This window comes from uncultured Sunxiuqinia sp. (genome assembly GCF_947495665.1).
In the GTDB taxonomy this organism is placed as follows: Bacteria; Bacteroidota; Bacteroidia; order Bacteroidales; family Prolixibacteraceae; genus Sunxiuqinia; species Sunxiuqinia rutila.
This window is the reverse complement of the sequence record NZ_CANLZV010000011.1, coordinates 128,326-141,685: the sequence shown is the minus strand read 5'-3', so window position 1 is coordinate 141,685 and position 13,360 is coordinate 128,326. Positions and strand designations below refer to the sequence as shown.

General features: G+C 44.5%; 15 protein-coding genes. 5 read left to right on the top strand and 10 right to left on the bottom strand.

Features of this window, described 5'->3' with window-relative positions; genetic code table 11:
• Nucleotides 1-50 precede the first annotated feature (50 nt).
• The 3 genes from Q1A18_RS13995 to Q1A18_RS13985 are packed head-to-tail and all read left to right on the top strand — an operon-like array spanning nt 51 to nt 2,124.
• Nucleotides 51-737 carry a hypothetical protein gene (locus Q1A18_RS13995; protein WP_299581639.1) on the top strand — a complete coding sequence of 229 codons (687 nt, stop codon included), beginning with the start codon at nt 51-53 and terminating at the stop codon, nt 735-737.
• Between the two features lie 44 nt (nt 738-781).
• Complete coding sequence (locus tag Q1A18_RS13990) at nt 782-1,651, top strand: pirin family protein (protein ID WP_299581635.1); 870 nt, start codon at nt 782-784, stop codon at nt 1,649-1,651.
• A gap of 11 nt (nt 1,652-1,662) precedes the next feature.
• On the top strand, nt 1,663-2,124 hold the full coding sequence (locus tag Q1A18_RS13985) for a DUF2007 domain-containing protein (protein WP_299581631.1): 462 nt from the start codon (nt 1,663-1,665) through the stop codon (nt 2,122-2,124).
• On the opposite strand, the gene Q1A18_RS13980 is transcribed toward Q1A18_RS13985, so the two are convergent.
• The 4 genes from Q1A18_RS13980 to Q1A18_RS13965 form a co-directional block, all read right to left on the bottom strand.
• Nucleotides 2,121-2,369: a hypothetical protein gene (locus tag Q1A18_RS13980; RefSeq protein ID WP_299581627.1), complete on the bottom strand. Its 249-nt coding sequence runs from the start codon at nt 2,367-2,369 to the stop codon at nt 2,121-2,123. The two genes, Q1A18_RS13985 and Q1A18_RS13980, sit on opposite strands and share 4 nt — an antisense overlap.
• Complete coding sequence (locus tag Q1A18_RS13975; RefSeq protein ID WP_299581624.1) at nt 2,369-3,016, bottom strand: class I SAM-dependent methyltransferase; 648 nt, start codon at nt 3,014-3,016, stop codon at nt 2,369-2,371. Before Q1A18_RS13975 ends, Q1A18_RS13980 begins: the two co-directional genes overlap by 1 nt.
• A gap of 48 nt (nt 3,017-3,064) precedes the next feature.
• Entirely contained in the window at nt 3,065-3,982 is a 918-nt protein-coding gene (locus tag Q1A18_RS13970; RefSeq protein WP_299581621.1) for a D-hexose-6-phosphate mutarotase, read from the bottom strand.
• 266 nt (nt 3,983-4,248) lie between these two features.
• Nucleotides 4,249-5,373 (bottom strand): formylglycine-generating enzyme family protein, encoded by a 1,125-nt coding sequence (locus Q1A18_RS13965; protein ID WP_299581618.1) that lies wholly within the window; start codon nt 5,371-5,373, stop codon nt 4,249-4,251.
• A 127-nt stretch (nt 5,374-5,500) separates the two neighbouring features.
• Between Q1A18_RS13965 and Q1A18_RS13960 the strand changes: the two genes are divergently transcribed.
• A complete protein-coding gene (locus Q1A18_RS13960) occupies nt 5,501-6,265 on the top strand; it encodes a creatininase family protein (RefSeq protein WP_299581615.1) in 765 nt (254 codons plus the stop codon).
• Nucleotides 6,266-6,402: 137 nt separating this feature from the next.
• On the opposite strand, the gene Q1A18_RS13955 is transcribed toward Q1A18_RS13960, so the two are convergent.
• The 5 genes from Q1A18_RS13955 to Q1A18_RS13935 form a co-directional block, all read right to left on the bottom strand.
• Nucleotides 6,403-7,089, bottom strand: coding sequence for a response regulator transcription factor (locus Q1A18_RS13955; protein WP_299581612.1), 687 nt, complete (start codon nt 7,087-7,089; stop codon nt 6,403-6,405).
• A complete protein-coding gene (locus Q1A18_RS13950) occupies nt 7,049-8,689 on the bottom strand; it encodes a HAMP domain-containing sensor histidine kinase (RefSeq protein WP_299581609.1) in 1,641 nt (546 codons plus the stop codon). The genes Q1A18_RS13955 and Q1A18_RS13950 overlap by 41 nt, the downstream gene beginning before the upstream one ends.
• A gap of 332 nt (nt 8,690-9,021) precedes the next feature.
• Entirely contained in the window at nt 9,022-9,759 is a 738-nt protein-coding gene (rnc, locus tag Q1A18_RS13945) for a ribonuclease III (RefSeq protein WP_299581606.1), read from the bottom strand.
• A gap of 4 nt (nt 9,760-9,763) precedes the next feature.
• The gene (gene fabF, locus Q1A18_RS13940; protein WP_299581575.1) at nt 9,764-11,005 is read right to left on the bottom strand and encodes a beta-ketoacyl-ACP synthase II; all 1,242 of its coding nucleotides are present in this window, start codon (nt 11,003-11,005) and stop codon (nt 9,764-9,766) included.
• A 20-nt stretch (nt 11,006-11,025) separates the two neighbouring features.
• Complete coding sequence (locus Q1A18_RS13935) at nt 11,026-11,262, bottom strand: acyl carrier protein (protein WP_159521093.1); 237 nt, start codon at nt 11,260-11,262, stop codon at nt 11,026-11,028.
• Between the two features lie 188 nt (nt 11,263-11,450).
• Here Q1A18_RS13935 and Q1A18_RS13930 point away from each other — a divergent pair, with 188 nt between their 5' ends.
• The gene (locus Q1A18_RS13930) at nt 11,451-12,020 is read left to right on the top strand and encodes a phosphoribosylglycinamide formyltransferase (protein WP_299581529.1); all 570 of its coding nucleotides are present in this window, start codon (nt 11,451-11,453) and stop codon (nt 12,018-12,020) included.
• Nucleotides 12,021-12,111: 91 nt separating this feature from the next.
• Here the strand turns inward: Q1A18_RS13930 and Q1A18_RS13925 are convergent, their stop codons facing one another.
• Nucleotides 12,112-13,359 (bottom strand): M23 family metallopeptidase, encoded by a 1,248-nt coding sequence (locus Q1A18_RS13925; RefSeq protein ID WP_299581526.1) that lies wholly within the window; start codon nt 13,357-13,359, stop codon nt 12,112-12,114.
• Nucleotide 13,360: the final 1 nt, after the last annotated feature.

The following is a 13,360-nucleotide window of genomic DNA, read 5'->3' as shown; positions in this document are numbered from 1 at the left end:
CCAAATCGTAGTTGGAGAATAAAATCAAAACCAGACTAAAAAGAACAGGTATGAAAAAGACAATCAACAGGCTGAGTGGGTTTATCGTGGCCCTTTTCCCTCTGGTAATAGCTGCAGTGATTAGCTTCTTTCTGTACAATGAATGGCCTAATATGCTGGGGATTGTGCTTAGTTTGTTGCTTGTAAGTGCTGCCTGTTGGGCTGGATATTCCATTTACGTGAAAGTTCAACGGAACGGAATAATTGATTTCCTAACTGTTGTCAATGCTTCTCCTGATTTGGATAATTTGGAGCCAACTGCCGATAGCCAAACGAAACAAAGAAGCCCGCAGGAATTGGTCGATTTATGGGACCAGGGACTGAACGTATTTAAAGGAGGAACAATTCGAATCTTTGGTGATTGGTTTGGTGCCCCCTACGAATACCCTGTAAAAATTAATGCTGTTGGTTATGACAATTTTTCCAAAACAATGACGTTGAGCTTTGACAAAGGCATACAAATACGTCTCCGGGAACCTGGAGCAATTCTGGAGTCCCGAAGTTTTCTTCGGATTTTATCGGCTTCGGATGTCTACCTTGAATTTCAAGATAATACGAATGAACAGGATGAACCCGGTACATACTTTAAAAGCTATAAGGTGGAAAATAACGAAGTAAAAGCGAGTACTTCCATCGGTGGGGAACAAGCCCGAATGGAGGCTTCCATTGGGCACGATGCCTTGATTGTTTATCGCTAATCATTCAATTAGTAAAAACCAAATACCCTCTACTTCAAATAATAATGTCAACGATTGAATTAATAGAAAAAGAACAAGCAACTGCAATTGGCGATTTCCTGGTGGGACGATGGTTGCCTTTTCAGCAAAAAACAAGCGTAGGACCTTTTGTTTTTGTCGATCCTGTGGGCCCCACCGTTTTGGAGGCCGGAGAAACCCTGGATATTGCGCCACACCCGCACATCGGACTTTCGGCAATGACGTATTTGTTTGAAGGGACTATTCTCCATCAGGATAGTCTGGGGACGGAAGTGGAACTTCAGCCCGGAGCTGTTGGTTGGATGACTGCCGGCAAGGGCATGGTTCATTCGGAGCGGACACCTAATTATCTGCGACAAATGCGTACGCCATTGCATGGCCTGCAGGTTTGGGTGGCATTGCCTAAGCAGCAGGAAGAGCTTGAACCTTCATTTGTTCATGTTGAAGCCAGCGAGCTTCCGGCATGGGAACAGCAAGGGGTTCAGATTAAATTGATTGCTGGCGAAGCTCTTGGGCAGAAATCACCGGTGCCGGTTCACAGCGGTCTATTTTTTATGGAGCTGAAAAGTACGCATCGTGTTTCGTTAACTTTTGGGGCCGAACTGTTGGGCGAAAAAGCCTTGTATCTGCGGAAAGGGCATATTCAACATGAAGGGCATACTTACATGCCCAATCAGTTTTTAGTGCCGCAGGGCAGTCATTTGTGTTCCTTTGAAATGGAAGAGCAATCGGTTGTCTATCTGTTTGGAGGTGAGCCTTTAGCGGAGGAGCGTGCGATGCATTGGAATTTTGTTCATTCTGACCCCAAACGGATTGAAGAAGCGAAACAAGCTTGGGAAGACCATGCATTTTCGTCTGCTTTCGAAGAAATGAATTGTTTGTCAAATTCACAATAAACGATATGCCAATGGAACAGCCTTTTGACGATGCTTGGAAAACCCTGATGGCTTTTACTTATCCACATGAAGCACACCTTGCGGAAAGTTTTCTGAAATCAGAAGGAATTGACTGCGTGCTGGTTGATGAAATGACCGTTCAGGTCCACAACTTTTATTCGAATGCTATTGGAGGAATAAAACTTCAGGTCAGGGAGTCGGACTATGCTGAAGGGCTGGAAGTATTGAAAAAGGGTGCTTATGCACCCTCGGTGTCCGGATCGTCTAAAGTTGTTCGTTTGTCAATGTCAGATCATGTGGATCAGGAACATTGTCCGTTTTGTCAGTCGGAAAACATAAGCCTTAACCGAAAGCCAGGCGTGTTGATGATTATTGTTTATTTTATTTCCGGCTTATTATTTCCGTTTATGAAAAGAAGTTACACCTGCTTTGACTGCGGACAGCATTGGAAATTTGTAAAAAACACTGGTTAACTTTTTAGCTCGCACGCATTGGCAATTTTCAAATTAAAGACTGAAGGATAACTACGCATTAATTCTTTCATGCCGGTGTTGAGAATCGACATAACCTCATCATATTCTCCGCGAATCAAGGTGCTCATGGTGCCCGGTTCAACCACTATTTCTGGCTGACTGTTGAGTATCTCCAGGAGTTGAAAAACCGGTTGATCGTACTTTTCGGTAAGCGGGTAATAACTTATTTCGACAGTAATGTACATCAGCTTGCTTTTTGAACGGTGGCTGCCATGAAAACACCTGGGATGGCTTCTTGATGGGTGGTTTCGCTGACGAGTTTAAATTCAGGTGAAAGATGAACGCCGGTTTTGATAACTGGTTTTCCAAAGGAAGACAAGCGTTCAAACAGTTCGGTTTCATTCATAAAATGACCGTGTTTAAAAACCGGGTCCTGCGCTTTGTTTTTGCCAAGGACCGAGTCGGCATTCAGGCAGCCAGCAATGAGCCATCCGCCGGGTTTGAGAACTCGCCTGATTTCGGCAAAAGCCCGTGGGATATCTCCGCAAAACTCCAGGGCCGTAACGACAGCAACCTGGTCAAAATGATTATCGGGGAAGGGGAGTTGCAAAACACTAGCCGTTTGAATTTGTGTGTTGGGCAGGTCTTTTTTTCTGGCTTGCTCAAGCATCGCCTCAGACACATCGGTGGCTACAATGTTAAAACCATGTTGGCTGAAAAAAGCGGTCCAGTGTCCGGTGCCGCAGCCAATTTCCAAAAGGTTTCCGGGGGCAATGGGCTGGATTAAATCTTCAATCAGTTGTTTTTCCTGAAGGTCAATCTGCTTGCCTAAAGCAGTTCCATAGTAGGCGTCATATTCTTGAGCAATATCTTTTTCGGCAAATATATTCATGTTGAAGCTAAATTCTGTTAACAATTACGGCAGCGAAAAATTCAGGCTTTATACTTCCAGTCCAATGATGGTAGCTGTTTGGTGCGATTCGCCCGGAGCCAGGGTGATGCTGTGTTGAAAGGCGTTGGTGGCTTCCACGCAAACAAAGGTTTCGTAGCCATCATCCGGCATGTCTTGCATATTAAGGCAAGCTTCTTGTCCCGGATTCCAAACGGTGGTTACCTGGCTTCCTGCTTTTTGAACCTGAATCCTTCGGCGAAAAACAGGGTCTGCAATTATCACGGGAGTTTGGGTGTCCAGGTAGTGGCGTGTGACCGGTTTGGAAATGGTCAGGTTCGCCTCTTCCTGAATGGCATTTGCCTTGGTGAGCTGGTTGTAATAGGTCGTTCCCTGCAAGCCTTCGATGTGAATATTCTCAATGCCTGACAGGTTAAAATACGAATGCAGGGCGCAGCTGTACTCAAAGGCTTCGGTTGAGGTGTTGGTGACGTTCAGGATCAGTTTTAGCTCGGCGCCAACGGTAATGACCAGTTCGGCCGAAAAATCGTGCGGCCAATAGGCTTTGGTGGCTTCCGAGGCGTTTAACTGAAAGCGAATTAAGGTTTCGCCATTGGCCTCTGCCCGGGTTTCAATAACCTCCCAATACATCAGGCGTCCAAAGCCGTGCTGAGGCAGTTGCGGGTCTGAATTGTGCGGCCCAAACCACGGAAAACAAACCGGAATTCCACCCCGAATAGCCTTGCCTTCTTCCGAAAAACTAGACGGACTCATCCATAGTAACTCAAAGGTGTTGTGCGGAGTAAAACTCATCACATGGGCGCCATAAAGGCAAATGTCTGCCTGCGCATATTTGTTGGACACGCTGATGAATGGCAGTTCACCTTCCATTTCTATAAACCCTAGTTCGCCTTCTAGGCTAAATTTCTCATCCAGCAAATCGATATCAAGGGGAGATTCTAAATTCATTTTGTCTGTTTTAATCCGTTAATGCTTTTGTTCTTCGATGGTTGAAATGAATCGATGAAAAGGAATGCCCTTCCATTCATTTGCGCCGGAATCGAAGAAAAACTACGAATGGTATTGCTGTTCTAAGCTAATGATATCATCATGAATCAGATTTAGATTTTTCAACTTCATCATTCGCAATAAAAGTCCTAAAACTACAAAAACAAAAGAGAATCTTGAGGGTGAAATGCAAAAGTTTGCGGGTGTCCCGCTTCAAGCTTTGGACCTTATTTGGCAGAAACGACACAGCGAAACCCCGTATGGTTGAGGCTGGTGTCCCAGCTTGTTTTCATACGTGCTGCCACCCGAAATCCGGAGCAGTATTGGTCGTTGCACAAAAAAGAGCCACCTCGGGTAACTTTCTTTTGAGCATAAGGCTCATCCGGATCAAAGGGCTGGTCGGGTCCTGGTGGATTGTGGGTGATCCCTTCCGTTAAGCAGGTTTGGTAATAATCGCTTCGATACCAGTCGGCGCACCATTCCCAGACATTGCCTGCCATATCGTACAAACCATATCCATTCGGGGCGAATTGTTTCACTGGGGCAGCTCGCTCAAAACCGTCCCTGGCCAGATTTTCGTAAGGGAACTTTCCATCCCAGGAATTGGCTTTCACCTGCCCCTCATGAATTCGTTCGTTGCCCCAGGGGTAGATGATGGCCTGATGTCCTCCGCGGGCAGCGTATTCCCACTCAGCCTCGGTGGGGAGTCGTTTGCCTGCCCATTGGGCATAGGCCGCTGCATCTTCCCATGATACGTGCACCACCGGGTAGTTTTCCCTGCCTTCAAGCGAGCTGCCGGGCCCTTCCGGATGACGCCAGTCAGCTCCTGCTACCCAGCTCCACCAAATTGTCGGGTTGTTCAACGAAACAGGACCATCGGTGGGTTTGAAAACCAGCGATGCGGCAACCAGCATTTCCTCTGGCGGCTTAGGGCTTCCCGGAGGAACTTGTTTTTTCAGCTCTTCCCAGTCGGGTTTTAGTTCGGCCGTGGTTACATAGCCGGTAGCAACAACAAACGCCTGAAATTGCTTGTTGGTTACTTCGTGTTCATCCATGTAAAAGGGGGAGATTGTCACTTCGTGGTGAGGAAATTCATCGGGACGGCCCCAAATGGAATCGCCTCCCATGGTGAAACTCCCTCTCGGGATATAGACCATTCCTTCCAACTTTGCCTTTGCTGCAGTGGTTTCGCTAATTGCAGGTTGGCCTGCAACGGCAAACCGATCGGGTAAGTTGGAACAGCAACTGAGGGTGGAGTCGCTGTTTGCGGCATGTTGCTCTTTTTTCTTTTCAGGAGTGGATTGGCAGCCTAGCAGGCCTGAAAGGGCTAAAATATATGCGAGTTGTTTCATGAACAGTCAATTTAGAACCATTAAACAGCTGCTGTTGAAAAGGGTTTAGCGGACTGGCTTATTTAGAATAAGAATTTGAGAAACAGAATTTAGTGTTTAATTTCAAGCATCTTAAAATTGAACGATCATGACATCAGCCTATTTAGCAGAAAATAATTGGAAGACGATCAAAGACCAGGATATTGAGTTGGTCATCCTTCCGTGGGGAGCCACTGAAGCTCACAACTACCATTTGCCCTATGCTACCGACAATTACCAGGTAGAGGCCATTTCAGGGGCTGCCGTGCAAAAGGCCAATGAACAAGGTGCAAAGGCGATCGTATTACCCGCTATTCCTTTTGGCGTGAATACCGGACAGCAAGACCTCAAACTGACCATTAACTTTTATCCGTCAACCCAAACGAAGATTTTAGGTGATGTGGCGGAAAGTTTGAGCCGGCAGAGAATTCGTAAGCTTTTAATCATGAATGGACATGGAGGAAATGATTTTAAGCAAATTATCAGGGAGGTGAATGCCCGTTTCCCAGAGATGTTGATTTGTACCAGTTCGTGGTTCAAACTTTCCGACAGAGATCGTTTTTTTGAGGCTCCGGGCGATCATGCTGATGAGTCGGAAACCAGCTTGATGATGTATTTGCGCCCGGACTTGGTTTTGCCTTTGAGTGAGGCTGGGAACGGAGAAAGCAAGTCATTCAGGCTGCAGGCGATTAATGAAGGTTGGGTTTGGGCTGAGCGAAAATGGAGCCAGGTTAGTAAGGATACCGGCATTGGTTCGCCTTATTTAGCAAGTGCAGAGAAAGGGCGGGAGTTTTTCGAATACCTGGTTGAAGCGTATAGCCAGTTTTTGCTTCAACTCTCCAAGCTTGATTTGGATGAAGGCTTGTTCGAATAACTGTTTGGAAGGCGTTTTTCTGTGCGATGCGATTTTAAAAGTCTGTATTAATTTTCAGGAAATGTGCCGACAATAAGGCATAAAAAATCCCACCCTGGTTATTGGGCGGGATTTTTGGTATTGTGTGCGTCTTTCACTTACATAATCAGTTTATAGCCTTTCCCGTGCACATTGATGATTTCAACGGTGGGCTCATCTTTTAAATGTTTGCGTAATTTGGTGATGTACACATCCATGCTTCGGGCATTGAAATAGTTGTCATCAATCCAGATGGTTTTCAGCGCAAAGTTGCGTTCCAATACATCGTTGGCATTGTTGCACAGCAGACGTAAGAGTTCTGATTCTTTCGTCGTCAGTTTCACGGTTTCGCCATCGGTTACCAGGGTTTGCTTGCGGTGGTCGAAAGTGTATTTCCCCAGTTGGTAAGTCGATTGCTCGGCCCCTTTGCTGTCGCTGGTGCGGCGCAGGATTGCTTCAATCCGAAAGATTAACTCTTCCATGCTGAATGGCTTGGTGATGTAGTCGTCAGCTCCCATTTTGAAGCCTTCCAATACATCCTCTTTCAGGTTTTTAGCCGTCAGAAAAATAATAGGCACGTCGGAATTAATCATCCGGATGTCCTTAGCCAGAGTCATCCCATCTTTTTTAGGCATCATAATGTCGAGGATGCACAGGCTGTATTGATTTTTCTTGAAGCCCTCGTAAGCGACTTCGCCATCGCCGAAAAGGTCAGTGTCGTATCCTTTGGCTATCAAATATTCTTTTAATAAGAGGCCCAGGTTCTCATCGTCTTCGGCCAATAAAAGTTTTGCTTTTGTTTCCATTTACTTTCATATTTAGTGGAAAATAGATCATAAATTTTGTTCCTTTATTTAAGGCACTCTCAACTTTAATTTTTCCCTGATGAGAGTCTATGATTTTCTTCACGTAACTAAGTCCCAGTCCAAAGCCTTTTACATCGTGCACGTTTCCTGTCGGAACCCGGTAAAAACGTTCGAAAATCTGATCTTGATGCTCTTTGGCAATTCCTATGCCATTGTCTTTAATTGAAACGACCACAAAATCTTTTTTGTTCTCTGTTTTTACGTCAATTGCCGGGGTGTCCTTGCTGTACTTCATGGCATTGTCCAACAGGTTAAAAATGACGTTGGTAATGTGCACTTCGTCTCCTTTAATCAGGTCGTTGTCAGCCATGATAGTTGAGGTAAGTGTGCCGTTTTTGCTTTTAACCCGTAATTCAAAGTTAAGGATTACATTGTTAATCAATTCATTTAAATGAACTTCTTTGAATTTAAGTTTTAACCGGCCTTCGTTGAAAACCGCCATTTGAAGGACTTTCTCAACCTGAAAACTTAAACGCTTACTTTCCTGCAAAATCACATTGGAAACATGCTCAATGGTTCGTGGCGTGTTGCTAACGCTATTGTCGTGAAGCATTTGGCTAGCCAGGGAAATGGTTGAAATGGGTGTTTTCAACTCGTGAGTCATGTTGTTGATAAAGTCATTTTTTATGCTCGATAGTTTTTTCTGTTTCAAAATGATCAGAATGGTGTACACAAAAATACCGATCAGCATGGCCGTTAAAATGGCCGTTGGAATAACCATCAAGCCGGCTTCTTTAAGCAGGTAGCTTTGTCGTTTAGGAAAGTGGATAAACAGGTAATTGGCTTTGGGATCACGGTCGTTGGCAAAAAGATTGGTGCGGTAAGTGACTTTATTTTGTAAATCAAATTCCGCGTTTCCCATTACCCGCCGCTGTTCTTTACCTGGAGGGAAGGTGTAAACGGCATATTTGTATTCCAGGTCGATGTTCGAATTTTCAAATTCACGTTGAATTTCATGCTCCAGTAATTTCTGATTGATACGCTCCTTAATCGGGAGCTGTGAGAACATAACTTCGTTTTGGAGCAAGCGGTACATGTTGGCTTTTTCGTTCATTCGCCGTTCATACTCTTGCGCAAAATAAATGTCGTAATCATGAATTTCGTCAAAGGCCGAAGGAAAATCACCGGGCATTCCACGCTCGTTGTTGAAAATGGAATTGGTGTCGTTATAGGTAATCGAAAGCTCTTCCTTGTAGTTGCTGTTTCCTTTTTGTTTTGAGTAGCGGAATGAAATATTCACCTGACCTTGTCGGGCTTGGGCAGGGTCGGCCGTTCCTCCCGGAAATATATTGTTTGTTTGATTGCCGCGCGGGAAGATTGAACCACTGTAGTTTTGTCGGTTGGTTTGGGCAATAAGCTGAGCGGCTTCTTCTAATTCCAAACTACGCACAACCTGGCGGATCGAACGGTTTACCGTCTGATCAAATTGTTCCTCCTTTATCTGAAAAGCCTTTTTAATTGAATTGGTTTGAACCAGGATCAGGCTCGTCATTACAGTGGCCATGATCACAATTAAAAAAATGATAACTCTTCTACTCATAGGTACAAAGATAAACTTTAAAATATAGGGCAATTCGCTGCTTAACAATATTTAACATTGCTAGCAACAAAGGGATTCCCAAGCGGTTTTGGCGACTAAAGTCTTAACAGGCTTTAACATTCGTTTGCACCCTTAAACGCTTCTAGTCTCTATATTTGTAACAAGCAAATGTAGAAGAATACTTTACAGAACAAGAGACAAACAGCATTTTTTTTAGAAATGGAATTTAGGTTTTAGTTTTTGAAGCGGAGTCGAGCAGCTCCGCTTTTTTTTGTGCCCTATCGAAAGGAACGCTTATTTTGTTCGTCTTGTTTTGGAAGGATAAATCTCCCTTAGGTATTTAGGGTGTCCAGCTTGGCAAGGGCTTCTTTCGATGCGTTTTGCTGCGATTCTTTCTTGGAACTGCCTTGTCCTTTTCCCACAACCTGATTTTCGATGGAAATGGTTGACTGGAAAAGTGGTTGACGGTTCGTTGCGCTTGTCTTTTCTACTGTTTCAAAGTTTACATCTTTTTTGTTTTTCTGGCTCCACTCAATTAACTGGCTTTTGTAATTGGTGTTGGTGTGTTGAACCTTTTCCAGATTAACTTGCTGCAGAAGCAGTTTACGGATGATGAATTGCCGGGTTACCTGGTAGCCTTTGTCGAGGTACAAGGCACCAATAATGGCTTCCAGCGCATCGCCGTAGATGTGGCTGTTTTCTTTGGTGTTGTTGGTGTTGGACTGGATGTAGTAGTTCAGCCCGATTTGAAAGGTTAATTCGGTCAGGAAGCTGCGGTTGACCAATTTGGAGCGCATTTGGGTTAAAAACCCCTCATCCATGTTGGGGAAACGGTTATACAAAAATTCCGCGATTACTGCTCCTAAGATGGCGTCGCCCAAGTATTCCAGACGTTCATTATTAACCCAATTTCCTTGCGAATCCGTTTTAGAAGCTGACCGATGGGTAAGCGCCGTTTCGTAAAGCTTGAGGTTGTTTGGAGTACTGTTAAATAGTGCTCTTAAAAATAAATAAAACTCTTTTCTCGGTGAAGAAAAGAGTTTTATTTTTTGTGCGATATTTCTAATCACTTATTCAGTATTTCTTAAAAATAACAGTCGCATTGTGTCCTCCAAAACCAAAGGTATTGCTTAGGGCATAATTTACATTACGCTCTTTGGCTTTTCCAAAGGTGAAATCCAATTTACTGTCAATCTCAGGATCATCAGTAAAATGATTGATTGTTGGAGGGATAATTCCATCTTTGATGGCCAGAATGGAGGCAATGCCTTCAATAGCACCCGCTGCTCCCAGCAAGTGTCCGGTCATCGATTTGGTGGAACTGATGCTTAAATTATAAGCATGCTCGCCAAAACATTTTTGAATTGCTTTTGGCTCTGCAATATCTCCTAGCGGAGTAGAGGTCCCGTGAACATTGATATAGTCAACGTCTTCCGGTTTTATGCCGGCATCTTCCATAGCCCATTTCATGACTAGAGTAGCGCCTTTGCCGTCAGGATCAGGGGCAGTCATGTGGTAAGCGTCAGCAGACATTCCTCCACCGGCAACTTCGCCATAAATTTTAGCTCCACGTTTTACAGCGTGTTCATACTCCTCAAGAATAAGGGCGCCTGAACCTTCACCCATCACAAAACCATCACGGTCTTTGTCGAATGGGCGGGATGCTGTTTTGGGATCGTCATTTCTGGTCGAAAGTGCACGCATGGAATTGAAACCACTTAGTCCGGCTTCGTTAATTGCTGCTTCTGATCCCCCTGTAATGAACAGGTTGGCTTTGCCCATGCGGATGTAATTGAAGGCTTCAATTATGGCATGAGAGGCCGAGGCACAAGCAGAAACTGTCGTGAAGTTTGGTCCTCTGAATCCGTAACGGATGGAGAGCATACCCCCGGCAATATTGGCAATCATTTTCGGAATAAAGTACGGGTTAAACTTGGGGCGTTCAATATTGTAGGCCCGGGATTCTTCAAAGAATGTTTGAAGTCCTCCGATTCCTGCTCCCCAAATGACTCCGGCACGATCTTTATCGATGGTTTCCAGGTCAAGACCTGAATCTTCCATTGCTTGTTGTGCCGCAGCATAGGCATACAAAGTGTAAAGATCGTGCTTGCGCACTTCCTTTTTCTCTACATAAACTGTAGGGTCAAAGTCTTTGACTTCGCATGCAAACTGAGTTTTTTGCAGATCAACGTCGAATTTGGTAATTCGACCAGCTCCGCTTACTCCGTTTTTTAGCCCTTCCCAAAACTCCTCAACAGAATTACCAAGCGGGTTCACGGTTCCAAGTCCGGTAATAACTACCCGTTTAAATTCCATAAATGTTTAATTCAAATTTATTACTTTACGTTTGCCTCGATGTGCGAAACAGCTTCTCCTACTGTCGAAATCTTCTCTGCTTGATCGTCTGGAATAGCTAAGTCGAATTCTTTTTCGAATTCCATGATCAACTCAACAGTATCAAGCGAATCTGCACCTAAGTCATTTGTAAATGAAGCTTCGTTAGTCACTTCACTTTCGTCAACGCCTAATTTGTCGACAATAATTGCTTTAACTTTACCTGCAATGTCAGACATAGTTCTAATTTTAAGTTAATATTCAATTTTGTTTTTAAAAAATCCGGTGCAAAGTAATAAATTTACCCAAAATATATCAAAGAAAAATCGAAATAAATAGCTGTTTTGAGCTGTAAGTTGTTGATTATCTAAATTATATTTGAACATTCGGGTCCAGTATTCAAAAATAAATCAGAATAGAAAAAAAGATGAAGAAGATTGCCATTTTCGCCTCAGGATCAGGTACTAATGCTCAGAAAATTATCGAGTATTTTGAGAATAGCCGACACGTTTTGGTCGATTCTTTGTGGTCGAATAATGAGAATTCCTATGCCTTAATTCGTGCGGAACGACTTGGAGTTGAAACTTTTACTTTTTCTCGTGACGAGTTTTATCAGAGCATTGATGTGTTGGAAGAGCTGAGTGAACGTAAAATTGACCTCATTGTGCTTGCCGGATTTCTTTGGCTGGTGCCAAAATACCTTACGGAAGAGTTTCCGGTTATTAATATACACCCGGCTTTGTTACCCAAATATGGCGGAAAAGGCATGTATGGGAAATTTGTTCATGAAGCGGTGGTCAAGAATAAGGATAAGGTGTCGGGGATTTCTATTCATTATGTGAACGATCGTTACGATGAAGGCGCTATTATTTTTCAGACCACCTGTGATTTGGCGCCCGGTGACACGGCTGATGATGTTGCCCAAAAGGTGAGTGAACTGGAGCATGAACATTACCCACGTGTTATTGAAGAGGTGCTTTTTGCCGACGAGGATTAGTTTTATATACAACAACTGCCACACGGAAGAATGTTCGCATGTGGCAGTTGGCGGTAGTTTTACTCCAAGGGCAGAAAACCTGCCCGTTTGTTTAGCTCGACAGCGGGATTAATTCCAATTGCCTGCTTAACGAATCTTTCACGGCCTCAAAAGCAGCCTTGTTGGCTTCGTGTACCGGTTCTACCGGGGGTGCTTCTACCTTGAGAGGGTCCATGGGGGAGCCGTTTCGGAAAACCCGGAAGTCGAGGTGCGGCCCTGTAGCCAGACCGGTTGCTCCCACATAACCAATTATTTGTCCTTGCTTGACGCGAACTCCTGGTGCAATGCCTTTGGCATACCCATGCAGGTGCATGTAACAGGTGGTGTAAACCGAGTTGTGCTTAATGTAAACATAGTTGCCTCCGCCGCGACGCTGGTAGGCTTTGCGGGTTACCACGCCATCGCCAATCGAGCGGACCGGTGTGCCGGTTGGGGCCGCATAATCCACACCATGGTGCGGGCGTCTGATTTTTAATACCGGATGATAGCGGCTGTTTGAAAAGCGGCTGCTGATGCGTGAAAACTCCAGAGGCGACTTCAGAAAAGCCTTTTTAAGACTATTGCCTTCCTGATCGAAATAGCTTAGGCTGCTGTCTTGTTCAAACTGAAAAGCATAAAAATCCTGCTTCATGTGCTGAAACTGGCAGGCAAAAATTTCACCAATGCCAATGGGGGTGGAATCCACATACATTTCTTCATAAATGACCCGGAACTGGTCGCCACGCTGGATGCCGTAGAAGTCGATGGTCCACTGGTAAATGTCCGACAGTTCATTGGCCAGCACCGGGTTGATGTTATTTTCCGTCATGGCATTCCAAAGCGACGATTTAATGGTGCCCGAGGCGGTTCGTAACTGGCGGTGGATTGGTTTCTGCCCCCGGTAAATGTTGATGGAATCCCCCAGCTGGTAAACCACATAGTCGGTGTTGTCAATTTCGTAAATAAAGTAAGCCGGGGTTTGCAGGCTGTCTTTCTTCAGAAAAAAGTGGTAGGGGTTTTTATGCTTGATTTTTCGCACATCAAAAATAGCTTTTGATTTTCGTGCGAGCTGGTCAATCATTTGGTACGAAATATTCTTTTTTACCAGAATATCGGACAGGTTCTGGTTGCGCTGGATGTTGCGGGTTTCAATATGGAATGAATCGGCAGGGAGCCCGAATAGCAAAACCGGCTCCGGAATGGGGATTGGTTCTGGTTCGGGAATGGGCTCCGGCTTGGGAGCCGGAGGATTGACTGAAAATAGAACGAATAAACTTGTAGCGGCTAATAAAAAAACAACTTCTGCAATATATTTCTTCATA